The organism is Micromonospora sp. GCM10011541 (genome assembly GCF_042650725.1).
GTDB lineage: Bacteria > Actinomycetota > Actinomycetes > Mycobacteriales > Micromonosporaceae > Micromonospora > Micromonospora sicca.
Genome location: NZ_JBHSBP010000099.1, coordinates 138,071 through 161,299, shown reverse-complemented (window position 1 = coordinate 161,299; position 23,229 = coordinate 138,071). Strand labels below are relative to the sequence as shown.

The window sequence follows — 23,229 nt, the reverse complement described above, 5'->3', positions numbered from 1 at the left end:
CCAGGATGGCGATTGCAGGAACCACCGCTTGGAGGGCAGTTCAGGTGACCATCGCTCCGGCCCCACGACGCGTCGACCAGCAACCGGCGCGCGACCTGGTCGCCGCCGAACAGGCCGCCGCGCGGTTCCTGACCGCACTCGGCATCGACCTGGGCTCGGAAAGCCTGCGGGACACGCCGGGCCGGATGGCCCGGGCGTACGCCGAGTTGCTCACCGCGCGCCCGTTCGACCTGACCACCTTCCCCAACGACGAGGGCTACGACGAACTGGTGCTGGCCCGGTCCATTCCCATCCGGTCGGTGTGCGAACACCACCTGTTGCCGTTCGTCGGTGTCGCGCACGTCGGCTACCTGCCGGGCGACCGGATCCTCGGACTGTCCAAACTCGCCCGCGTCGTGGAGCTCTTCGCCCACCGGCCGCAGGTGCAGGAGCGGCTGACCAAGCAGGTGGCGGACTGGCTGGCCCTCGAGCTGGCGCCCAAGGGCGTCGGTGTCGTCATCGAGGCCGAGCATCTGTGCATGACGTTGCGCGGCGTGCGGGCCGCCGGCGCCACCACCGTGACCTCAACCCTGCTCGGGACCCTGCGGGACGACGCCCGCTCCAGGGCCGAGTTCTTCTCCCTCACCGGAGCCCACTGACCCGATTGGAGAGCGGCATGGACAGCAGTCCCACGTTCGTCATCGTCGGCGCCGGCCTCGCCGGCGCCAAGGCCGCCCAGACACTGCGCGAGGAGGGCTTCGCCGGCCGGGTGATCCTGCTCGGTGAGGAACCCGAACGGCCGTACGAGCGGCCACCGCTGTCGAAGGGCCTGCTGCTGGGGAGCACGCCGCGGCGCGACGTGTACGTGCACGACGCCGGCTGGTACGAGGCGAACGACGTCGACCTGCGTACCGCGACCCGGGTCACCGGCATCGACCGCGAAGCCCACCAGGTCGTCCTCGCCGACGGCGAACGGCTCGGCTACGACAAGCTGCTGCTGGCCGCCGGCTCGGCGCCCCGCCGCCTCGATGTTCCCGGCGCCGACCTGGACGGGGTGCTGTATCTGCGCACGTTGGCGGACTCCGATCGGATCGCCGAAGCCGTCACCGACCAGGCCCACCTCGTGGTGATCGGCGCCGGCTGGATCGGTCTGGAGATCGCCGCCGCCGCCCGGCGGCACGGCGCCGCCGTGACCGTGGTGGAGACCGCCGAGCTGCCGTTGCAGCGGGTCCTCGGCGACGAGGTCGCCCGGGTCTTCGCCGACCTGCACCGCGGCCACGGCGTCACCTTCCACTTCGGCGTCGGCGTCCGACAGCTGCGGGGGACCGGGCGGGTGTCTTCGGTGCTGCTGACCGACGGCACCGAACTGGCCGCCGACACCGTCGTCGTCGGCGTGGGCATCCAGCCCAACGTGCAGTTGGCCGAGGCGGCCGGCCTGAAGGTCGACAACGGCATCGTCACCGACGCCCGGCTGCTCACCTCCGACCCGCACATCCACGCCGCGGGCGACGTGGCCAACGCCCTCCACCCGCTGCTGCACCGGCACATCCGCGTGGAGCACTGGGCGAACGCGCTCAACGGCGGCCCGGCCGCGGCCAGGTCCATGCTGGGCCAGCAGGTCGAGTACGCCCGACTGCCGTACTTCTTCTCCGACCAGTACGACCTGGGGATGGAGTATTCCGGGTGGGTGGCCCCGGACGGTTACGACCGGGTTGTGTTCCGCGGCGACCCGGCCGTGGTGGACGGCCGGGCGCCCGAGTTCCTGGCGTTCTGGGTCGCCGAGGGCCGGGTGCTGGCCGGTATGAACGCCAACGTGTGGGACGTGACCGACCAGATCCAGGCGCTGGTGCGGGCCGGCCACGCCGGCCGGGCGGTCGACCTGGCCAGGCTCGCCGACCCGGGGGTGCCGCTCGGCGATCTGCTGCGCTGAGCGGGCGTGCCGCCGAGCGGGTGGCGGTGGCCGGCGGGTCAGGCCGGGCGGATCTGTACGCAGCAGGCGCCGGGGGTGGGAGCCAGCCGCGCGTGCAGGTCCGTCCGGCCGAGCCCGTCGAGCAGACCGGCGACGAAGGCCTGGTTCAGGCCGCACACCAGCTCGGTCTGCTGGACGGCGAGTTCGTGGAAGGGGCAGTTGCGCAGCCGGATCAGCTCGTCGTCGTCGGTCGGTTCGAAGCCGAGCTCGGCCAGCACGTCCGCGACCGGCCCGCCGGCGCCGACCTGACGACCGAGGGCCACGCCCCGGTGCCCCGCCAGGCGGAGCGCCGCGGACCTGGCATCGGTGGGATCCTCGGCGACGGCCTGGGCGAGGATCTCGCCGATCAGGTCGTAGCGCCGCTCCGGGATGGTCAGCGCGATGCAGCCCGGCGCCGCCTCGTACACCTTCGGCGTTCTGCCCCGGCCGCGCGGCTGGTCGGTCGGCGCCGCGTACCTGGCCCGCAGCAGTCCGGCGGCGACCAGCTTGTCGAGGTGGAACGCCGCCAGGTTGCGCGAGATCCGCTGTGCCTCGGCGGCCTCGTCCCGCGTCACCGGGTGGTCCTGACTGCGCACGTAGTCGTACAGCGCCCGGCGGATCTGGTCGACCAGGGCCGTCACCGCCTGCCAGGGGCCCGCTGCCATGCCGAGAAGTTTATCACCAGCAGATGTTGTTGAAATTCACTGAACGGGCGTGACCGCCGGCAGGTGCCGACGGAGCCGCACCTCGGGCTCGCCGTACGCCTCCTCCACCCGGGTGCCGCCGTCGGGCGTCCAGCCCTGCCCGACGTAGAAGGCGCGAGCGGCATGGTTTCCCGCGAACACCCACAGCGTCGCCGTGTCGTACCCGGCGGCCCGCAGCTGCCCGGAGGCGGCGTGCAGCAGCGTCCGACCCAGCCCGAGACCCTGGGCGTCCGGGTGCACGTACAGGCTGAACACGTGTCCGCGGCGCGCATCGTCCGGGTCCGCGCCGAAGCGCACGACGCCCCGCACCCCGTGCCCGGCCACGTCGGCGAGGAGCACCCCGTCGGGCGCCGCCGCGAGGACCAGGCGCCACAGCGCCACCGCGCTCGCCCCGTCGTAGCGGGCCCGCACCGGCGGCGGCAGCAGGTCCGCGTACGACCCGTGCCAGCAGGCCAGGAAGACGGCGCCGGCGGCGTCCGCGTCGGCCGGCACCGCCCGGCGGACCCGCACCGGCGCGGTCACGAGCCGGACGGGGCGAGCGACCGGTCGGTCACCTGCTCGGTGGCCACGTGGCAGGCCACCTGGTGGCCGGAACCCAGCGGAAGCGGCAGCAACGCCGGGTCGAGCCGCCGGCACGCGTCCTGCGCCAGCGGGCAGCGCGGGTGGAACGGGCAGCCGGCCGGCGGGGCGGCCGGGTCGGGCACCTCCCCGGCGACGGTGGCCTCGATCGGCTGGGAGAGCTCCGGGTTGGGCGCGGGCACCGCGGCGCACAGGGCGGCGGTGTAGGGGTGCCGGGGGTTGTCCAGCACCGACTTCCAGTCGCCGATCTCGACGACCCGGCCGAGGTACATCACCGCCACCCGGTCGCTGATGTGCCGCACCATGGCCACGTCGTGGCTGATGAACACGTAGCTGAGGCCCAGGTCGCGGCGCAGGTCGACCAGCAGGTTCATGATCTCGGCCCGGACCGACACGTCGAGCGCCGACACCGGCTCGTCGAGCAGCAGCACCCTCGGCTCCACCGCGAGGGCCCGGGCGACGCCGACCCGCTGCCGCTGCCCGCCGGAGAGCTCGTGCGGGTAGCGCGCGGCGAACGCCGCGCCCAGCCCGACCATCTCCAGCAGCTCGGCCACCCGCCGCTCGCGCTGCCGGCCGTCGGCGAGCCGGTGCACGGCCAGCACCTCGCCGAGCGCCTGGCCGACGCGCAGTCGCGGGTTGAGCGAGGAGTACGGGTCCTGGAACAGCATCTGGATGTGCCGGCGCTGCCGGCGCAGCGCGGGGCCGCGCAGCGCGGTCAGGTCCACCCCGTCCAGCTCGACCGTGCCGGAGGTCGGGTCCTCCAGCCGTACCAGCAGCTTGGCCAGGGTCGACTTGCCGCAGCCGGACTCGCCGACGATGCCGAGGGTCTCGCCGTCCCCGACGGTCAGCGAGACCCCGGCGAGGGCGTGCACGACGTCGTCGCCGCCCCGCACCGGGTACTGCTTGACCAGATCGGTCGCCGTCAGCATCAGTTCCTCCACTCGTGCGGGGGCACCCAGCACGCGGCCCGTCCCTGCGCCCGTGGCTGCAGCGCGGGGCGGGTCGCGCACGCGTCCACCGCCTGCGCGCACCGTGGCCGGAACGGGCAGCCTTCCACCGGGTCGGTGGCGGCCGGTGGCCGTCCGGGGATCTGGGCCAGCGGCGGCCGGTCGTCGTCGGTCGGGTCGGGCAGCGCGGCCAGCAGCGCCCTCGTGTACGGATGCTGCGGAGCGCTGAACACCTGCCGCACTGGCGCGTCCTCGACCACGTGACCCGCGTACATCACCACGACCCGGTCGACCAGGCGGGCCACCACACCCAGGTCGTGGGTGACCCAGATGGTGGTCATGCCGAGTTCCCGGCGCAGTTCGTCGATCAGCGCCAGGATCTGCTGCTGGATGGTCACGTCCAGCGCGGTGGTCGGCTCGTCGGCGATGAGCAGCCGGGGGCGCATCGCCAGGGCACAGGCGATCATCACCCGCTGGCGCATCCCGCCGGAGAACTCGTGCGGATAGGCCCGGGCGGTGCGCTTCGGGTCGGGGATGCCGACCCGGGCCAGCAGGTCGAGCATCCGCCGCCCCGCCTCGGCCTTCGGTACGCCGTGCGCGGTCATCGCCTCGACGACCTGATCGCCGACGCGCATCAGCGGGTTGAGCGACGTCATCGGGTCCTGATAGATCATCGCCGCGTCGTTGCCGCGGATGGTGCGCAGCTCCCGCTCGGAGAGCGCGGTCAGATCGCGGTCACCGAGCCGCACGGTCCCGCCGGTGACGCGCAGCGGATCGGTGAGCAGGCCCATCACGGCGAGCATGGTCAGCGACTTGCCGGAGCCGCTCTCGCCGACGACCGCGACGGTCTGTCCGGCCTCGACGGTCAGGTCGACGCCGTGCACGATCTCCCGGTCGGCGCGACCGGACCGGGCCGACACACGCAGGTCCGCGAGCTCGAGAAGGGCGGTCATCAGACGGCTCCGGTCAGGCGCAGCGCGGCGGGGGCGGTGGCCAGTGGGTCGGGCAGACGCAGGGGCGTGGCGCCGGGCACGATGGCGCCGAGCACCCGGGCGCCGGTGGCGCCGGTGCACGACGGAACGGTGCCGGGCAGGCCGTGCGCGGTGTGCCAGCCGATCAGCGCGAAGGCGACAGCCTCCTTGGTGTCGGTCGGCGCGCCGAACTCGGCGGTGGTGGTGACCCGCACCCCGGCCAACCGCTCCCGCAGCATCGCCATCAGCGTCGGATTGGCGCAGCCCCCGCCGGAGGCGACGAGGGTGTCGACCTGGTGGCGACGCACCTGGTCGGCGACGGTCTGCGCGGTCAGCGCGGTCAGGGTCGCGGCGATGTCCGCGTCCGACAGGCCGGAATGCGCCGTCAACGCCTGCTCCAGGTAGTCGGCGTGGAACAGTTCCTTGCCGGTGGTCTTCGGCGGGTCCAGCCGGTAGTACGGCTCGGCGAGCAGTGCGGTGAGCAGGGCGTCGTCCACCCGGCCGGCGGCGGCGAGGCGGCCGTCCTCGTCGTACCGGAGCCGCCCCCGGCTGGCCCGCACCACGGCGGCGTCGATCAGCGCGTTCGCCGGCCCGGTGTCGTAGGCCACCGGGCCGCCGCCACCGGTCGGCCGCAGCACGGTGACGTTGGCGATGCCGCCCAGGTTGAGGGCGGCCGGCCGGCCCGGCAGGCCGGACAGCAGCATGACGTCCATGAGCGACACCAGCGGCGCGCCCTGGCCCCCGGCGACCACGTCCCGCGCCCGGACGTCGGCGACGACCGGGACACCGGCGCGCTCGGCGATCCAGGCCGGCTGCCCGATCTGCATCGTTCCCCGCACCTGCCGCCCCTGCACCCAGTGGTAGACGGTCTGTCCGTGCGAGCAGATCAGGTCGACCCCGCCGGCCAGCTCGGCCGCGTCGGCGGCCACCTCGGCGAACGCCTGACCGATCAGCGTGTCCAGCTCGCACGCCTCGGCGAAGGTCAGCGCCGCCGGGGGCAGGGCCCGCATCAGCCGGACGCGCAGCTCCTCCGGGTAGGGCAAGCTGTCCGCGTAGCCGACCGTGCCGTGCAGGACACCGTCGCGCAGCGTGAAGTCGACCGCCGCCACGTCGATGCCGTCGTGGGACGTACCGGAGATCATGCCCAGGACCTTCACGCGCTCGCCTCCAGTGCCTCGCGCAGCCGACCGCCGCTCGCGGCCAGCCGCTGCCGGGGATCCGCCACGTCGGCCGGGCGGTCGAGCATGAGAATCGCGGCCTTGACATCCAGGCCGGCACGGTCGAGGGCCGCCTCGGCGTCGGCGCGGGGGACCCCGGTGACCCGCCGGATGATGCGGACCGCCCGGTCGCGCAGTTTCACGTTGGTCACCCGCAGGTCGACCATGAGATTCCCGTACGTCTTGCCCAGCCTGATCATCGAGATCGTCGAGATCATGTTGAGCACCAACTTCTGCGCCGTGCCCGCCTTCAGCCGGGTCGAGCCGGCCAGCACCTCGGGGCCGACGAGCACCTCGATCGCCCGGTCGGCGGCGGCGCTCAACGGCGTGCCGGCGTTGCACGACAGCCCGACCGTCAGCGCGCCCCGCGCGCGGGCCGCCCGGACCGCCGCCACGACATAGGGAGTGCGGCCGCTCGCCGAGATGCCGACGACCGCGTCGGCGGCCGTGACCGCGCATTCCACGATCACCGCCGCACCGGCCGCCTCGTCGTCCTCGACGCCCTCCTGCGAGGCGACCAACGCCTGCATGCCGCCGGCGATCACCGCCCGCACCAGCTCCGGCGGGGTGCTGAAGGTCGGTGGGCACTCCGACGCGTCGAGCACCCCCATCCGGCCGGCGGTGCCCGCCCCGACATAGAGCAGCCGGCCGCCGGCCGCCAGCCGGTCGGCGACCCCCTCGATGGCCGGCACGATCTGCGGCAGCGCCGCCCGCACCGCGCCCGGCACCGTCGCGTCGGCGTCGTTCATGACCGCCGCCAACTGCGCGACCGACGCGGTGTCGAGGCCGGCGTACCGGTCGTCGACCTGTTCGGTCAGCAGGTCACCAAGGCGATCCGTCATGCGTTGCGTCCATTTCTCGGGTCGAGGGCGTCGCGCAGCCCGTCGCCGAGCAGATTGAGCCCGACCACGAAGACGACGATGACGGCGCCCGGCGCCGCCAGGTTCCACCAGGCCGTACCGGCCAGGATCTTGGCGTCGAAGACCATCGACCCCAGCGACGGCGCGGGTGGCGGGCTGCCAAGGCCGAGGAAGCTCAGCGCGGCCTCGGTGAGCACCGCCCACGACAACGACAGGGTCACCTGCACGATGACGATGGCGGCGAGGTTCGGCAGCAGGTGACGCACCAGGATGCGCCAGGTCGGGATGCCGAGCACCCGGGCCGCCTTGATGAAGTCGGTCTCGCGCAGCGACAGCACCGGTCCGCGGCTGACCCGGACGAAGATCGGCACGTAGACGATGGCGATGGCGATCGCGATGGTCAGCCAGTTGCGGGTGAACGTGGTCGCGAGCGTCAGCGCGAGCAGCAGCGGCGGGAAGGCGAACAGCACGTTCGTCACGGCCAGCACCGGCCCGCGTACCCGGCCGCCGTAGAAGCCCGCGCAGATGCCGGCGGTGGTGCCGACGAGGGCGGAGAGGAACACCGCGACGACGGCCACCCGCAGAGAGTTGCCCACGCCGGCCAGGGAACGGGAGAACACGTCGCGGCCGAACTGGTCGGTGCCGAACCAGTACTGGGCCGACGGCGGCTGCAGGCGGGCCTGCGGGTGCTGGGCGATCGGGTCGTACGGGGTCAGCCCGAGCAGGGCGGTGCCCGCGGCGGCGGCGACGAGCGCCACCAGCACCGCGCCGACCAGACCGGCGGGGCTGCGCAGCAGGCGCCGCCACGCCGCCGCGCGGGCCGGCGGCGCCGCCACCGGCACCTGCTGCCCGGCGACCGCGGCCGTCATGCCCGCCCTCCGCCGTGGATCGTGCCGTGCTGGCTCATGCGGCACGCACCCTCGGGTCGATGACCCGGTAGAGCAGGTCGGTGAGGAGGTTGACCACGACGAACGTGGTCGCGATCACCAGCACGGTGCTCTGCACCACGGCGTACTCCTTCTGTTGGATGCCCGCGAGGACCTGCCGCCCGAGGCCCGGCACCGAGAAGATCTGCTCGACCACCACGGCGCCGCCGAGCAGGTAGCCGAACTGGATGCCGGTCATGGTGACGATCGGGTTCAGCGCGTTGTGCAGCACGTGCCGCACCCGCAGCCGCCACGGCGCGACGCCCTTGCCCCGGGCGGTGCGGACGAAGTCCTGGGTCTGCACCTCCAGCAGCGCCGACCGCGCGGTACGCATGATCGGGGCCGCGAGGCCGAAGCCGAGGATCAGCGCCGGAAAGAGCATCTGCTGGAGGTTCAGCAGCGGATCCTGGGTGAAGTGGGCGAAGCCCTGGGCGTTGGGGTTGTAGTGCGCGTACCGGGAGATCACGGTGAGCAGCGCGGCGCCGAGGAGGAAGTTCGGCACGGACAGGGCGGCCAGGCCGACGAGCTGGCCGAACCCGTCGCGGACGCCGTTGGGGCGGGACGCCGACAGCATGGCCAGCGGCACCCCGATCAGCAGACCGACGATGGTGGCCAGGACCGCCAACTCCATCGTGACCGGCAGGGCGTTGGCGGTCATCTCGCCGACGGTGGCGCCGGCTCGGCGGGAGAAGCCGAGGTTGCCGGTGAGCACGTTGCCCAGCCAGGAGAAGAACTGCAGGACCAGCGGCTTGTCCAGACCGTAGTAGGCGCGCAGGGACTCCTGCTGCTCGGCGCTGAGCCCGGCGGCCTCGGTGCCGAGGGTGGCCGTGATCTCGTCGCCGGGAATCGCCCGCAGGGTGGTGAAGACCAGCACCGCGACCCCGAAGAGGGTGAGCACCGTCTCCACGAGCCGGCGGAGCAGCGGGTGACGTGCGATGGACCGCACCGGCACCTCCTTGAGTGAGGGTCCTGCCGGGCGGTGCGCGCACCGCCCGGCAGGTCGTGCGGTCACTGCAGCGAGGTCTCGCGCAGGTTCTGCAGAGAGCCGTTCGCCATCGGGGTGAAGCCGGCGACGCCCTGGGTGGTGGCGGTGTAGCCGTAGCTCGAGAAGAGCCACACCCAGGCCGCGTTGTCCTCCAGGTGCCGGGAGACCTTGGTGTAGATCTCCTTGCGCTTGGCCGGGTCGGTGGTCGCCTTGCCCTCGGCGAAGAGCTTGTCCAGCTCCGGCGAGGAGTAGCCGGCGACCTTGTTGAGGTTGCCGGTGCTGGTGAAGTAGCGCCCGTACATGCCGTCGGGGTCCGGGCGGCCGCCGTTGAGCGCCACGGCCGCGGTGAAGTCGGCGGCGACCCACTTGTCCACGTACGCCCCGGACTCCAGCGTCTGCAGGTCGAGCGTGATGCCGGCCTCCTTGAGCTGGGCCTGGAGGTTCTGGGCCTCGTTCACGGAGGTGGCGTACTCGCCCTGCGAGACGATCGCCGGGATGGTGACGCCGTTGGCGAGGCCCGCGCCGGCCAGCAGTTGCTTGGCCTTGGCCACGTCGCGGGTCGGGCAGGGGCGGGCGTTCGGGTCGGACTTGTACGCCGGGGAGGTGATCGGCCCGGTCACCTCGCCCGCGCCGAGGGCGGCGGTGTCCAGCACCTGCTTGCGGTCGATCGCGCAGGAGATGGCGAGCCGCACGTCGAGCTTGTCCAGTGGCGCCTTGCGGGCGTTGAGTTGCAGCACGTGGTACGACAGGCTCGGCGTCTTGGCCACCTTGAGCCCGCTGCCCTCGGCCGACTTCGCGACCAGCGGGTCGTCGAGCGTGGCGAACTGGACGTTGCCCGACTGCAGGGCCGCGACGACCGACGTCTGGTCCGGGATGATCCGGAACTCGAGGCTGCCCACCTTCGGCTTGCCACCCCAGTAGTCGCCGTTGGCGGTCAGCTTCACCGACTGGCCGGCGGTGCGGCTGCCGAACGTGAAGGCGCCGGTGCCGTTGGGCTTCTGGCCGATCGCCTCCGAGGTGTCGTCCTTGGACAGCATCGCCAGGTTGGTGGTGGCGAATCCGGCGAGCAGGCCCGCGTCCGGCGCCGTCAGGTGCAGCACGACGGTCTGCGGGTCGGGCGCGTCGACCGACTGGATCGACTTGACGGTGGCCGCGGCCACCGCCGCGGTTTCGGGCTTCTGGATGCGCTCGATCGACGACTTGACGTCGGCGGAGCTGAACGGCTTGCCGTCGTGGAACTTCACGCCCTGACGCAGGGTCAGGGTCAGGGTCTTGTTGCCGTCGGCGTACTGCCACTTCTCGGCCAGGCCGGGCTTGACGTTGAGGTCGCCGTCGAGTTCGGTGAGCGTGCCGTACACCTGCTCGAGCAGGTGCACCGCCTGGAACTGGGTGGCCTTCCACGGGTCGAGCGTGTTGGGGTCGGCGGTGTAGCCGACGACCAGCGTGCCGCCGCCGGTCGACCCTTCCTTGCCGGGTGTGCCGCTGGAGCAGCCCGTCGCGACGAGGGCGGCGGCCGCGACGGCCAGCACACACCTGGTCGCTGGTGCGCTCAGCGCGCTGGGGAGCTTCACGTTCCTTCCCTCCGGTATGCCCACGGCCGCATCGCCGCGAGTGCCGCGGGCGCCGCATTCTCTGGCCGTACGCCCGGCGACCGAGTATCAAGGGGTGACGGAACGGTGTCAATAGTTTCCGGCATGCGGGCGCTAGCTGAAGAAAGTTGCCGTCTGCGCTATGGTGCTGTCCGTGTCCAGACTGAAAGCAACGCTGGTCAGGGGCTTGGAAGGCGGACACCGCCCGCTCTACAGCGCGGCCGTCGCGCTGATCCAGCGGGACGGCCACCCCACCGACCTGGTTACTGTCGGTCACCTGTCCCGGTATGCGGACGCGGACGGCGCCCTGGTCGCGGCGGAGAGCCGCCAGCCCGCCCTGGCGTCCACGATCTTCGACCTCGCCTCGATGACGAAACTGTTCACCACGGCCGTCCTGCTCACCCTCGTCGACGAGGGCAGGACGAGCCTCGACGAGCCCATCGCCGGGTGGCTGCCCACCTTCGGCGACGGCGAGCGACGGCGGATCACCCTGCGCCACCTGCTCACCCACACCTCCGGGCTGCCGGCCTTGCTGCAACTGTGGACCGACTGGCCGGACCAGGCGTCCCGGGTCCGGGCGGTGCTGCGCACCCCGCTGGTCAACCGACCCGGCGAGAGCTTCGAATACTCCTGCGTGGGATTCCTGGTCGCCGGGCTCCTGGCCGAGCGGATCACCGGCCGGCGGCTGCCCGACCTGGTGCAGGAGCGGGTCTGCCGGCCCCTGGGGCTGACCGACACCGGCTTCCTGCCCGGACCCGCACGCGCGGCCCGGGCCGCAGCCACCGAACACCAGCCCCACCTCGGCCGTGGCATGCTGCGCGGCAGCGTCCACGACGAGAACTCGTGGTCCCTCGGCGGAACCGCGGGCAACGCCGGGTTGTTCGGCACCGCCGCCGACGTCGCCCGCTTCGGGCAGATGCTGCGGCAGGGCGGGGCCGTCGACGGGGTCCGCGTCCTCCGCCCGGACACCGTGGCGGAGATGACCCGCGACCACCTGCCGCCGGCCGTCGACCCGGGCTTCCGCCACGGTCTCGGCGTGCGCATCGGCGACCCGCACTGGATGGGCACGCGGGCGGCGGCCGGGGCGTTCGGCCACACCGGTTTCACCGGCACCGCTCTGCTCGTCGACCCCGGCCGGGACCTCGTGGCGGTCCTGCTCACCAACCGCGTACACCCCCGCCGCGAATGGTCCGACATCGCGGAGATCCGACGGGCCGTCGCCGAGCTCGCCGTGGGCACCTGACCGGCGCCTCGGTCTGGCCACTCCTTTCCGGAGTGCGTCCTGGCATCTCCTCACCCTGGCTCAGCGGCACGGCGTTCACCTATAGGGTCTGGCCGTATGCGGACGAAGCAGGAGCTGGGCGAGGCCATCCGGCGGGAACGACGCGCGGCGCTCGTCGTCAACACCCACTCCCGCCGGGGTCGCCGGCTCTACCAGGGCGCCCGGTCGCGCCTGGCGGCGGCCGGTTTCACCCTGCTCGGCACGTACCCGGTGGACCGGCCCGACGAGCTCGAGCAGCACCTGGCCGCGGCCGCCGACCTCGGGCCGGACCTCCTGGTCGCCGGCGGTGGCGACGGCACGATCGGCACGGCCGCGCGGCTGCTCGCCCACCGCGACATCGCGCTCGGCCTGCTGCCGCTGGGCACCACCAACAACTTCGCCCGGACGGTGGGCATCCCGCTCGACCTGGACGCCGCGGTCGCGGTCCTGACCGACGGCAAGGTGATCGACGTCGACCTCGGGCTGGTCGGCGACATGCGGTTCACCAACCACGTCGGCATCGGCCTGTCCGCCGACGTGATGCTCACCGCGCCGCCGCGGCTCAAGCGGGCCACCGGCCGGCTCGCGTACCCGATCACGGCCCTGGCGCTGCTGGCCCGGCACCGGCCGCTGCGCGCCACCGTGCGGGCCGAGGGGCGCGAGCACGAGTTCGTCACCCACCAGCTGTACGTGGCCAACGGCGGCTTCCACGCCGGCCGGCCGATCACCGCCGACGCGAACGCCGACGACCGCCTCCTGGTCGCGTACCCGGTGGGCGGTCCGACCCGCCGCGAGCTGCTGCGCGACACCGCCCGCAACGCGGCGACCGGGCATCGCCGCACGCTCGGCGACGACCCCTTCCTCGCGGTCCGTCAACTCTGGCTGGAGACCGACCCGCCGGCGCGCGTCGAGGTCGACGGCGAGCCGTACGGCGAGTCCCCGATCCGGATCGGCCTGGACCCCAACGCGCTGCGCGTCATGGCCGCCGCCGACAGCCCGGACCGCTAGGCGCGGGCTCGGGGCCGCGCGGCAACCGCTGTTCGCTCTGCTGTGGCCGGTGGACGTGACGAGGTGAGGGGGGCGCTGGGGATGAGGGCTGGGCGGTCGCTGGGGCGGCAGTTCGGGTGGTTGTGGGCCTCGTACGCGGTCAGCGCGTTCGGCACCCGGCTCGCGTTCGGCGCGTTCCCCCTGATCGCGATCCTGGTGCTGCACTCCGGGCCCACCGAGGTGGCGGTGCTGGCGGCCGCGGGGCTCGCGGTGGGGGCGGCGGTGGCGGTGCCGCTGGGCCCGTGGATGGAGTTCCGGCGCAAGCGACCGGTGATGGTCGCGATGGACCTGACCCGGTTCGCGGCACTGATGAGCGTCCCCGTCGCGTTCGCGCTCGGCTGGCTCAGCTTCGTCCAGCTCCTGGTCGTGTCGGTCGTCGTCGCCGCGGCCGACATCACCTTCACGGCGGCCGGCGGCGCCTACCTGAAGGCGCTCGTACCGCCGCGGGATCTGCTCGTCGCGAACGGGCGGTTCGAGGCCACCAACTGGACCGCGACCGTGCTCGGACCGCCGCTCGGCGGGGCCGCGATCGGGCTGTTCGGCCCGGTGATGACGGTGGTGGCCGACGCGGTCAGCTACCTGCTCTCCGCGGTGGGGATCCGGGCGATCGGCGGCCGGGAACCGCGCACCGTGCGAACCGAGGCACCGCCGCGGCTGCGCGCCGGCGACCTGCTCGACGGGTGGCGGCACATCCTCACCCACCCGGTGCTGCGCCCGCTGTTCTTCAACACGATCCTGGTCAGCGGCCTGATCATGGCGACCTCGCCACTGCTCGCCGTCCTCATGCTCGGCCACCTCGGGTTCGCCCCCTGGCAGTACGGCCTGGCCTTCGCGGTGCCCTGCCTCGGCGGTCTGGTCGGCGCCCGACTGGCCCACCGACTGGTCGCGCGGTTCGGGCGGCGCAGGGTCATGCTCACCGCCGGGGCGCTGCGCGCCTGCTGGTCGCTCGGGTTGGCCTTCATCCGCCCGGGCGTTGCCGGTCTCGTGCTCGTCATTGCCGTCGAGCTCGGGCTGATCACCTGCATGGGCGTGTTCAACCCGGTGTTCGCCACCTACCGGCTCGACCAGACCGCGCCGGACCGGGTCGCCCGCACCCTGTCGGCGTGGTCGGTCACCAGCAAGGCCACCATCGCGGCCATGACCGCCCTGTGGGGCCTGCTGGCCGGTCTCACCAGCCCCCGGACCGCGATCGCGATCGCCGGTCTCCTCATCCTGACGACCCCGCTCCTGCTGCCCCGACACGACCATGTGCCGCAGCACGAGCGGGAACTGGCCCGGAGTCACACCTGACACAGCGCAACTCGCCGCCCCGGTCCGAAGTGGTCCGCCGGCCCCTCTGTGGACCAAACAGGCACACCGGCCGTCGTGGGCGTCAGGAGAAGTGCGTCTTCGGTCGGGCCAGCCGCTCCCCGTCGACGATCAGGTCGACCTTCTCGTTGTAGAAGGCGACCAGGCCGGCGATCGGCAGGAGCGCGCCGGTGGGGAAGTCGTACGACCAGGCCAGGTCCGGGTGGACCGTGCCGTCGGCGCGGACCGACCAGTAGCGGCCGGTCCGCCCCTTGTACGGGCAGGAGGTCGTCGTCGCCGACGGCACGAGGTGCCGGAAGTCCACGCTCGTGCGGTTGAGGTAGTATCGGGTCGGCAGCCCGGTCTCGAAGAGCAGCACGGGCGACGTCGACTCGGCCAGGACGGTCCCGTCGAGCTCCACCCGTACGGTGCGGGTGGAGCGCAGCGCGTCCGCCCGGGCGTACGGGTTGCGGGGGTGCACGAAGACCTCTTCGTCCTCCTCGAACCAGCCGTCCATCGCGGCCCAGTCGAACCGGATCGTGTCCCGCAACCCGGGCAGCGCGTCGTCTCCGTACCATCGCCCGCACGACGGACGGGAGGTGTCGCCGACCCGCAGCCCGTGCAGCCGGGCGGTGCCGCGCCGGGACTGCTCCGTGCGCTGTTCGTCGACCAGGAGAGCACGGGCCACGTCGGCGACCGGGATGTAGTACTGGGGGTAGAACGGCCACTCCCACACGTACCGCGCGCCGGTGGTGTCCAGCACCTGCTCGCCGGCGACGAACGCGCGGATCCGGCGGGGCACCGGCTCGACGCGGTCGACCTCCGCGATCGCCTTCGGATAGCCCGGCATCTCGCCCTCCGACCGCGCTAACCGCGGGTGCGCTGCACGAACGGCGCGGTCGGGTCGGCCACCTCAGCGAACTCCGCCGGGAGCTGGGACACGACGTCGTCGTACCCCTCGGGTGCGAGGGCCTCGCGGAGGACGTCGAACACCGTGGTGACCCCGTCCTTCGCCTGCGTCACGTCGACGTCGGCGCGCCCGCTGACCCGTTGGAGGAAGACGTCGAGGCCGAACCGCTCGGCGGTCTCGCCGGAGGCGAAGGCGTACGCCCGCAGTCCCTCCGGAAGCTGGCCGGCGAGGTCACGCGCCTCGCCGCCGTCGATCCGTTCCGCCAGGGTCGTCAGCGTGGCCCGGGTGAGGGCGGTCGCCTGCTCCGGTGACGTCCCTGAGCGTTTCGCCACCAAGCCGATGAACTCGTTGTCGTCCACCTTCAGGGCCTCTCTCTCGGATGGTCAGCGGCGTCTTCCCGCGCACCGGCCGGTCAAACGAGGAAGGGCTGGCGGCCGGCGTCGACCTGCTCACTAGGGTGAGCGACGACGACAGGCGGGGCGTTGCCGGTGACGCACCACGTCGTCGTGAAGGAGTGGGCCGCATGACCGGGTCTCTCGACGGGGTGCTCGTCGCCGACTTCAGCCGGGTTCTCGCCGGGCCGTACGCCACCATGCTGCTGGCCGACCTCGGGGCCGACGTGGTGAAGGTGGAACGGCCCGGCGCGGGGGACGAGACGCGTGCCTGGGGTCCGCCCTACGACCCTGACGGCACCGCTACCTACTACCTGTCCGTCAACCGCAACAAGCGGTCGGTGACGCTCGACCTGACCGATCCGGGCGACCTGACCGCCGCTCGTCACCTGGCGCACCGGGCGGACGTGATCGTGCAGAACTTCCGCCCCGGCACGATGGAACGCCACGGCCTGGGTTACGCCGACATCGCCGTCGCCAACCCGCGTGCCGTCTACTGCTCGATCACCGGTTTCGGCTCCGGCGCGGGCGCCGACCGACCCGGGTACGACCTGCTCGTCCAGGCCGTCGGCGGCCTGATGAGTGTGACCGGAGCCCGACCGGGCGAGCCGGTCAAGGCCGGGGTCGCCCTGGTCGACGTGATCACCGGGCTGCACGCCACCGTCGGCATCCTGGCCGCCCTGCGCCACCGCGAAGCCACCGGCGCCGGCCAGCACGTCGAGGTCAACCTGCTGTCGTCGCTGCTGTCCGCGCTGGTCAACCAGGCATCCGGGTACGTCTCAGCCGGCGTGGTCCCGGGCATCCTGGGCAACGCGCACCCCAGCATCGTGCCGTACGAGCTGCTGCCCACCGCCGATCGGCCGCTCGCGGTGGCGGTCGGCACCGACGCGCAGTTCGGCGCCCTGTGCCGGACGCTGGGCATCCCCGCCGTCGCCGCGGACCCGCGCTACGCCCGCAACGCCGACCGGGTACGCCACCGCGAAGCGCTCATCGCCACGTTGTCCGAGCGGACGGCGCTGCGGTCCGCCGACGACCTGGCCGCGGCGCTCAGCCGCCGCGGCGTGCCGTGCGGACCGGTCAACGACCTCGCCGGAGCCTTGAGCCTCGCCACGGAACTGGGGCTGGCGCCGGTCGTGGACATCGACGGGCCGGAACGGGCGCAACCGGCGCGCCAGGTCGCCAACCCGATCACGCTGTCGGGTGCGCCCCCGGCCTACCACCGGCCACCGCCCCGGCTCGGTGAGCACACCGCCGAGGTGCTGGCCTGGCTGGCCGCCGGCGGGCCAGACGCCGCAGGCACCGAGAACGGCTGAGCGCCCAACCCAACCGGCCGGGTCGGCGCGGTCAGCGGTAGACGTGCACCGGTACGCCGACCCCGATGACCGACCACAGCCGGTTCATGGCCGGGATCGGCACCCGGACGCAGCCGTGACTGGCCGGGTAGTTCGGGACGGACGTGGCGCCGTGCACCGCATAGCCGCGGTAGAAGTAGTTCGGCCGCCACAGCAGGCCGAGGTCGCTCTGCCGCCAGCCGTCGATGCGGCGTTGGATGGTGTAGTTGCCGGTGGGCGTCGGGGTGCTGGACTTCCCGCTCGAGGCGTCCAGGATGCGTACCACCGACCCGCCGCGCGCCAGGTACAGCACCTGCCTGGTCAGGTTCGCCTCCAGCGAGTACCCGGAGTGCGTGTACTTCGGCTTCGGAACCACCGGGTGGCCGAGGGCTGCCCACGTGCGCGGCCCGACGATCCCGTCCCGGGTCAGGCTGTTCACCTTCTGGAAGGCGACGACCGCGTGATGCGTCGAGGGTCCGAAGATCCCGTCGGCGGAGCCCACGTCGTAGTGCAGCGCCGCGAGCCGCCGCTGAAGGTTGACCACCGCCGTGCCGCGCGAACCCTGCCGCAGGACGGGCTGAGCCGTCGTGGCGAGCGTCTGGGCGGCGAACGACGTGCTGGCCGCTGCGGCGCTGCCTGCCGCCGCCGGCGTGGCGGGAACGAGCAGGCTGGTGGCGGCCGTGAGGGCGGCCAACCCGAGCGCAGTGCGTGCGCCGGGGCGGCGTTGGTGGATGGTGTGTGGCGAGACGGGAACCATCGTCCCTCCCTTCCGAACTCCTGCACTTCACGGTAGTTCGGGCAGGCGAGGGGCCGCTGCCCTTTGGCGACCCTTGATACCGATATCGTGACGGTCGCGGCGGGGGCGCGCTTACTGTCGGCTGTGCGACGTGGTGCCCACCAGGGAAAAACCCACTCCGCGCACCGAGTCCACGGCGATGGTGGCGCTGACGTCGCGTAGCTTCGCGCGCAGTCGTTTGACGGTGGCCCGGACGGCCGAGGCGTCGTTCAGGTAGTCCGCGCGCCAGATCCGCTCGTAGAGCTGCCGGTAGGTCCAGACCCGCAGTGGCGGGCTGGCCAGCGCGACGAGGACCTCCCGCTCCAGGCGGGTCAGTGGGAGTACCTCACCGGCCCAGCTGACCTGTTGCAGGTGTTGGTCGACTGTCAGTCTGCCCAACGCGACCGCACCTTTCGCCGGGCCGGCGGTGGCGGATGTCGCCGTGCCGTCGAAGAGCACGGCGCGGACTGCCTTCAGATCGGGAAACATCAACACGACTCCGCGGCCGCTCATCAGGCGAGCCACCTGCGCCCGCTTGTTGCGGCTGGCGGTCACGCAGAGTATGACCGGCTGTTCGTCAAAATCCCCCGCAGGACTGCTCATGCCCTGAAGGAAAGCAACTTGCAGGAGGCGCCGTCAATATGAACCGTTGATCGTTCAAACCTGCGGCCCAATCTTGAACCGATATTGCCCCATTCCTGCCCGCCTTTTGACCTTGAAGGAAGATCACAGCACATCGACGATGATCGCAGGACGCCGCCTACCAGCGATTTCCGCGTCCTGCACCCTCGGCGGGCCGAGGCACCCTTGCCCGCCGCCAGCGAGGAGGTCATCGTCCGATGCGCGAAACGCGAAAAGGAATGCTGAGGGCGGGCCCGGTGGCCGCGTTGGCTGCCCTGGTCCTGCTCCTCAGTCCCCTTCCGGCGGTTGCCGAACCCGTCGACACCGAATCCCCCGCACCCGCGGCCGCGAAAGCGGAGGTGCGCCAAGCGGTCAAGCATGACCTATCTCGAAAACTGCGCGACATCTCACCCAAAAACAATCGTGCCCAGGACTCCAAAACTGCGGCGCAACCGGCTCGCTCGCTGGATCGCCAAGCGGCGGACCGGGCAGCCAAGGCCGGAAGCGACGCCGTGCAACAGGGCGTCACCGCCAGCCAAATACCCGAGTTCACCGCCAACTTCGAAGGCGTCGGCAACGTCGACGGGGTGCTGCCGCCGGACACCAACGGCGACGTGGGCCCCAACCACTACGTGCAGATGGTGAACCTGCACTACGCCGTCTACAGCAAGACCGGCAATCTGCTGCTCGGGCCCCTGCCCGGCAACGCGCTGTTCGCAGGCTTCGGCGGACCGTGCGAGACCAGGAACGACGGCGACCCCGTCGTGCTCTACGACGAGACCGCCGACCGGTGGATGATCACCCAGTTCGCCCTGCCCGGCGGATCGGCCGGCAACCACCAGTGCATGGCCATCTCCCAGACCCCGGACCCGACCGGCGCCTACTACCGGTACGACTTCCTCTACCACCAGACCCGGATGAACGACTACCCCAAGTACGGGATCTGGCCGGACGCCTACTACATGACGACCAACGAGTTCGCGCCGTCCTTCGTCGGCGCCGGCGCGGTGGCGTTCGAGCGGGAGAAGATGCTCGCCGGGCAACCGGCCCGGATGGTCTACTTCCACCTCGGCCCGGACTTCGGCGGCCTGCTGCCCGCCGACTCCGAAGGGCTCGCCCCACCGGCCGGCGCACCGAACCCGTTCGTCATGTTCGACGACGACGCGTGGGGCATCTCGCCCACCGACCGGCTGTTGATGTGGGACTTCGCGGTCGACTGGGCCAACCCGGCGAACTCCACCTTCGGCAACAACCTCGCCCCCAGCCGCTACCTGGAGACCGCACCGTTCGACTCGAACATGTGCAACTACGCCCGCACCTGCATCCCACAGCAGGGCACCTCGGCGCGGCTGGACTCCATCGCCGACCGGCTGATGTACCGGGCCGCGTACCGCAACTTCGGCGACCACGCCTCGATCGTGCTCAACCACACCGTGGACACCGACGGCACCGACCACGCCGGCGTGCGCTGGTACGAACTGCAGAGCACCTCGCCCACCAACTGGCGGATCAACCAGCAGGGCACCTACGCCCCCGACGCCGAACACCGCTGGATGGCCAGCGGGGCGATCGACGTCACCGGCAACATCGCGTTCGGCTACTCGGCGTCGGGCACCACGTCGTACCCGTCGATCCGGATGGCCGGCCGGCTCTCCGGCGACCCGCTGGGCCAACTGGGGCAGAGCGAACGGACGCTGATCGCGGGCACCGGCGCGCAGACCCACTCGGCGGCCCGCTGGGGCGACTACAGTTCGATGTCGGTGGACCCGACCGACGGCTGCACCTTCTGGTTCACCTCCGAGTACCTGACCACCACCAGCTCCGCCACGTGGCAGACCCGGGTCGGCGCGATGAAGTTCCCGAACTGCGTCGCCGGGCCGCGAGGTGAGGTGACCGGCAAGGTCACCAAGTCCGGTGGCGCGCCGATCGCCGGCGCCGCCATCCGCGTCGGCGGCAGCGGCACCGTCACCGACGACCAGGGCAGCTACCGCCTGACCCTGCCGGCCGGGCAGCACGAGCTGACCGCGTCGGCGTTCGGCTACGCGCCGAAGACCCAGACGGTCACCGTCACCGACGGCGGCACCGTGACGGCGAACTTCACCCTCGACGCCGTTCCGACGCGCAAGGTCTCCGGCATGGTCAAGGACGGCTCCGGGCACGGCTGGCCGCTGTACGCGCGCATCGATGTCGCCGGCAAGCCGGGCGGCCCGGTCTTCACCGACCCCGCCACCGGCGCGTACACCGTCGACCTGCCCAGCGGCGAGTACGGCCTCACCGTCAAGGCGATGTACCCGGCATACCAACAGGGCGCCGCGCAAGTCACCGTCGGCGACGGCGACCAGACAAAGGACTTCGGCCTCGCCGTCGAGAACACCTGCACCGCCGCCGGGTACCGGTTCAACTACGGCGATCCGCAGCTCACCGAGCAGTTCGACTCCGGTACCATTCCGCCGGGCTGGACCGTGACCAACCGCACCGCCAGCGGCGGGTGGGTGTTCACCGACCCGCGCAACCGGGGCAACCTCACCGGCGGCACCGGCAAGTACGCCATCGCCGACAGCGACGCGGCCGGCTCCGGCACCACGATCGACACCGACCTGGTCACCCCGGCGCTGGACCTGACCGCCGTGCCGTCGCCGGTGCTGAGGTTCAACAGCGACTACCGGGCACTCAACGGCTTCGCCAACGTCGACGTGAGCGTCGACGGCGGCACCACCTGGGTGACCGTGGCGAACTGGACCACCGCCAGCCGGCGCGGACCGGTGCTCGAGGAACTGCAGGTCCCGCAGGCCGCCGGGAAGGCCGACGTGCGGATCCGCTTCCACTACCGCGGCAGCTTCGCCTGGTGGTGGGAGGTCGACAACGTCTCCGTCGTCAACCGGGCCTGCGACCCGGTGCCGGGCGGCCTCGTCCTCGGCCAGGTGCTCGACGGCAACACCTCGACCGGCCTCAACGGCGCGACGGTGACCAGCGTGGACAAGCCCGCCGAGAAGGCCACCGCCGGGCCGACCCCCGACGACGGCAACCTCGGCGACGGCTTCTACTGGCTGTTCTCCTCCCTGACCGGGGACCACCCGTTCACGGCGGCGAGCGGCAACTACGGGTCCGCCACCGCCACCGTGAACGTCGCGGCCGACCGGGCCACCCGGGCCGACTACGCGCTCAAGGCCGGCCGGCTGACCATCACCCCACCATCGCTGACCGGCACCGAGACGCTCGGGCAGCAAAAGACGGTGCAGACGACGATCAGCAACACCGGCAACGCACCGGCCAGCGTGGAACTGTCCGAACGGCGCGGCGGCTTCGAGATCCTCGGACCGCGCGGCGCGCCACTGCAGAACAACCTGGTCAAGGGCAGCGGCACGTCGATCGCCTGGCGGGGCGACAGCAAGGCCGGAGATCCGGTCGAGCCGTCACCGTACGCACCGCCGTGGGTCAACACCGCCAACTACCCGATCTCCGTCATGGACAACGCCGTCGCCGCGTACGACGGCAAGGTGTACTCGGTGGGCGGCGCCTCCGCCACCGCCAACCTCGCCAACAGCTACGTGTACGACCCGGCGACGAACACCTGGACGCGGATCGCCGACCTGCCCGCGGCACTCGAGAAGCCGGCGGCGGCGTTCGTCGACGGCAAGCTGTACGTGTTCGGCGGCTGGGACGCCGCCGGCAACCCGTCGGCCAAGGTCCACGTCTACGACCCCACCACCAACGCCTGGCAGACCCGGGCCACAGCCAACCCGGCACCGAGGGCAGCCCCCGGCATCGCCGTCGTCGACGGCCAGATCTACCTGGTCGGCGGGTGCGTGGACGGCACCTGCGCCAAGTCCAACGCCGTCGTCCGGTACAACCCGGGAGCCGACACCTTCACCAACGTCGCGCCGTACCCGGTCGCGGTGGCCTGGCAGGGCTGCGGCGGCATCAACGGCACGGTCTACTGCGCCGGCGGCAACGGGCCGACGACCCTGAAGAGCACCTACGGCTACAACCCGGGCAGCAACACCTGGACTCAGCTGGCCGACCTGCCGGTCGACTTCTGGGGCGTGGCCGCCGACACCGCCAACGGCCTGCTGCTGCTGTCCACCGGCGTCATCAACAACTCCACCATCGTCACCAACCAGGGCTGGGCGTACGATCCGGCGGCCAACTCCTGGTCGGCGCTGCCCAACGCCAACTTCGCCCGCTACCGGGCCGGGGCGGCCTGCGGGTTCGTGAAGGTCGGTGGATCGACCGGCGGGTTCACCCCGACGCCGGAGAGCGAACTGCTGCCCGGCTTCGACCAGTGCGCCACCGTCACCGACGTTCCGTGGCTGTCCGCGTCCCCGACCACGGCGACGCTGCAACCCGGGCAGAGCGTCACGGTGACCGTCACGCTCGACGCCGCGGCCGAGGGCGTGGCCCAGCCCGGCACCTACACCGCCCAGCTCGGGGTCAAGTCCGACACCCCGTACGCGGTGGCGCCGATCGACGTGACGATGGTGGTGCAGCCGCCCAAGGACTGGGGCAAGCTGGCCGGCACCGTCACCGGGGTCGACTGCCAGGGCAAGAGCGCTGCGCTGCGCGGTGCCACGGTCCAGGTCAACGGCAAGAAGGGATGGACGTTCACCCTCAAGGCCGACGCCAATGGCCGGTACGCCATCTGGGCACCGCAGGGTGCCAACCCGTTCCAGGTGATCGCGGCCCGGGACGGTTGGATCCCGCAGACCCAGACGGTGACGATCAAGGCGGGCAAGACTGTCACCACCGACTTCGCCCTACGCCCCGAGACCTGCTGACCGGGGTGTGAGATCACCGGGCCCGCGCCGATCGATCGGCGCGGGCCCGGCCCATGTACAACGGCTGGCGGACCGATCACACACGTGGGCGCTCGGGGCGCTTGTCCTGCGGCCCGGCGGTCGGT

Annotated in this window: 20 protein-coding genes; 7 read left to right on the top strand and 13 right to left on the bottom strand. The window is 72.2% G+C overall.

Annotation, left to right across the window (positions count from 1 at the left end; translation table 11 throughout):
- The first annotated feature begins 44 nt into the window (after window positions 1-44).
- Both folE and ACFOYX_RS33000 read left to right on the top strand, forming a co-directional pair.
- Window positions 45-638, top strand: a complete 594-nt coding sequence (folE, locus tag ACFOYX_RS33005; RefSeq protein WP_377534703.1) for a GTP cyclohydrolase I FolE — start codon at window positions 45-47, stop codon at window positions 636-638.
- A 17-nt stretch (window positions 639-655) separates the two neighbouring features.
- The gene (locus ACFOYX_RS33000; RefSeq protein ID WP_322438690.1) at window positions 656-1,909 is read left to right on the top strand and encodes an FAD-dependent oxidoreductase; all 1,254 of its coding nucleotides are present in this window, start codon (window positions 656-658) and stop codon (window positions 1,907-1,909) included.
- 38 nt (window positions 1,910-1,947) lie between these two features.
- On the opposite strand, the gene ACFOYX_RS32995 is transcribed toward ACFOYX_RS33000, so the two are convergent.
- From ACFOYX_RS32995 to ACFOYX_RS32955, 9 genes are all read right to left on the bottom strand, one after another.
- Entirely contained in the window at window positions 1,948-2,592 is a 645-nt protein-coding gene (locus ACFOYX_RS32995) for a hypothetical protein (protein ID WP_322438689.1), read from the bottom strand.
- Between the two features lie 36 nt (window positions 2,593-2,628).
- Window positions 2,629-3,153: a GNAT family N-acetyltransferase gene (locus ACFOYX_RS32990; RefSeq protein WP_322438688.1), complete on the bottom strand. Its 525-nt coding sequence runs from the start codon at window positions 3,151-3,153 to the stop codon at window positions 2,629-2,631.
- A complete protein-coding gene (locus ACFOYX_RS32985; RefSeq protein ID WP_322438687.1) occupies window positions 3,150-4,139 on the bottom strand; it encodes an oligopeptide/dipeptide ABC transporter ATP-binding protein in 990 nt (329 codons plus the stop codon). Before ACFOYX_RS32985 ends, ACFOYX_RS32990 begins: the two co-directional genes overlap by 4 nt.
- On the bottom strand, window positions 4,139-5,110 hold the full coding sequence (locus tag ACFOYX_RS32980) for an ABC transporter ATP-binding protein (RefSeq protein WP_322438686.1): 972 nt from the start codon (window positions 5,108-5,110) through the stop codon (window positions 4,139-4,141). The genes ACFOYX_RS32985 and ACFOYX_RS32980 overlap by 1 nt, the downstream gene beginning before the upstream one ends.
- Window positions 5,110-6,270, bottom strand: coding sequence for an anhydro-N-acetylmuramic acid kinase (locus tag ACFOYX_RS32975; protein WP_322438685.1), 1,161 nt, complete (start codon window positions 6,268-6,270; stop codon window positions 5,110-5,112). The genes ACFOYX_RS32980 and ACFOYX_RS32975 overlap by 1 nt, the downstream gene beginning before the upstream one ends.
- A gap of 11 nt (window positions 6,271-6,281) precedes the next feature.
- Entirely contained in the window at window positions 6,282-7,187 is a 906-nt protein-coding gene (gene murQ, locus ACFOYX_RS32970; protein ID WP_322438684.1) for an N-acetylmuramic acid 6-phosphate etherase, read from the bottom strand.
- Window positions 7,184-8,074, bottom strand: coding sequence for an ABC transporter permease (locus ACFOYX_RS32965; protein ID WP_322438683.1), 891 nt, complete (start codon window positions 8,072-8,074; stop codon window positions 7,184-7,186). The genes murQ and ACFOYX_RS32965 overlap by 4 nt, the downstream gene beginning before the upstream one ends.
- 34 nt (window positions 8,075-8,108) lie before the next feature.
- Entirely contained in the window at window positions 8,109-9,077 is a 969-nt protein-coding gene (locus ACFOYX_RS32960; RefSeq protein ID WP_109805036.1) for an ABC transporter permease, read from the bottom strand.
- A gap of 62 nt (window positions 9,078-9,139) precedes the next feature.
- Complete coding sequence (locus tag ACFOYX_RS32955) at window positions 9,140-10,687, bottom strand: ABC transporter substrate-binding protein (RefSeq protein ID WP_322438682.1); 1,548 nt, start codon at window positions 10,685-10,687, stop codon at window positions 9,140-9,142.
- 172 nt (window positions 10,688-10,859) lie between these two features.
- On the opposite strand from ACFOYX_RS32955, the gene ACFOYX_RS32950 reads away from it, so the two are divergent.
- The 3 genes from ACFOYX_RS32950 to ACFOYX_RS32940 all read left to right on the top strand — a co-directional run bounded on the left by ACFOYX_RS32950 (window position 10,860) and on the right by ACFOYX_RS32940 (window position 14,303).
- Entirely contained in the window at window positions 10,860-11,948 is a 1,089-nt protein-coding gene (locus tag ACFOYX_RS32950; protein WP_322438681.1) for a serine hydrolase domain-containing protein, read from the top strand.
- A 96-nt stretch (window positions 11,949-12,044) separates the two neighbouring features.
- Window positions 12,045-12,974 (top strand): diacylglycerol kinase family protein, encoded by a 930-nt coding sequence (locus tag ACFOYX_RS32945; protein ID WP_322438680.1) that lies wholly within the window; start codon window positions 12,045-12,047, stop codon window positions 12,972-12,974.
- A gap of 81 nt (window positions 12,975-13,055) precedes the next feature.
- Window positions 13,056-14,303 carry an MFS transporter gene (locus tag ACFOYX_RS32940; protein WP_322438679.1) on the top strand — a complete coding sequence of 416 codons (1,248 nt, stop codon included), beginning with the start codon at window positions 13,056-13,058 and terminating at the stop codon, window positions 14,301-14,303.
- An 82-nt stretch (window positions 14,304-14,385) separates the two neighbouring features.
- On the opposite strand, the gene ACFOYX_RS32935 is transcribed toward ACFOYX_RS32940, so the two are convergent.
- Window positions 14,386-15,150, bottom strand: coding sequence for a DUF427 domain-containing protein (locus ACFOYX_RS32935; protein WP_322438678.1), 765 nt, complete (start codon window positions 15,148-15,150; stop codon window positions 14,386-14,388).
- 17 nt (window positions 15,151-15,167) lie between these two features.
- The gene (locus tag ACFOYX_RS32930) at window positions 15,168-15,569 is read right to left on the bottom strand and encodes a DUF2267 domain-containing protein (protein ID WP_238453854.1); all 402 of its coding nucleotides are present in this window, start codon (window positions 15,567-15,569) and stop codon (window positions 15,168-15,170) included.
- A gap of 164 nt (window positions 15,570-15,733) precedes the next feature.
- Here ACFOYX_RS32930 and ACFOYX_RS32925 point away from each other — a divergent pair, with 164 nt between their 5' ends.
- Window positions 15,734-16,915 carry a CoA transferase gene (locus tag ACFOYX_RS32925; RefSeq protein ID WP_322438677.1) on the top strand — a complete coding sequence of 394 codons (1,182 nt, stop codon included), beginning with the start codon at window positions 15,734-15,736 and terminating at the stop codon, window positions 16,913-16,915.
- A 31-nt stretch (window positions 16,916-16,946) separates the two neighbouring features.
- Here ACFOYX_RS32925 and ACFOYX_RS32920 read toward each other — a convergent pair whose 3' ends face one another.
- Window positions 16,947-17,690 (bottom strand): L,D-transpeptidase family protein, encoded by a 744-nt coding sequence (locus ACFOYX_RS32920; protein WP_322438676.1) that lies wholly within the window; start codon window positions 17,688-17,690, stop codon window positions 16,947-16,949.
- Window positions 17,691-17,801: 111 nt separating this feature from the next.
- The gene (locus ACFOYX_RS32915; protein ID WP_322438675.1) at window positions 17,802-18,197 is read right to left on the bottom strand and encodes a winged helix-turn-helix domain-containing protein; all 396 of its coding nucleotides are present in this window, start codon (window positions 18,195-18,197) and stop codon (window positions 17,802-17,804) included.
- A gap of 644 nt (window positions 18,198-18,841) precedes the next feature.
- On the opposite strand from ACFOYX_RS32915, the gene ACFOYX_RS32910 reads away from it, so the two are divergent.
- Complete coding sequence (locus ACFOYX_RS32910; protein WP_322438674.1) at window positions 18,842-23,104, top strand: carboxypeptidase regulatory-like domain-containing protein; 4,263 nt, start codon at window positions 18,842-18,844, stop codon at window positions 23,102-23,104.
- Window positions 23,105-23,229 lie beyond the last annotated feature (125 nt).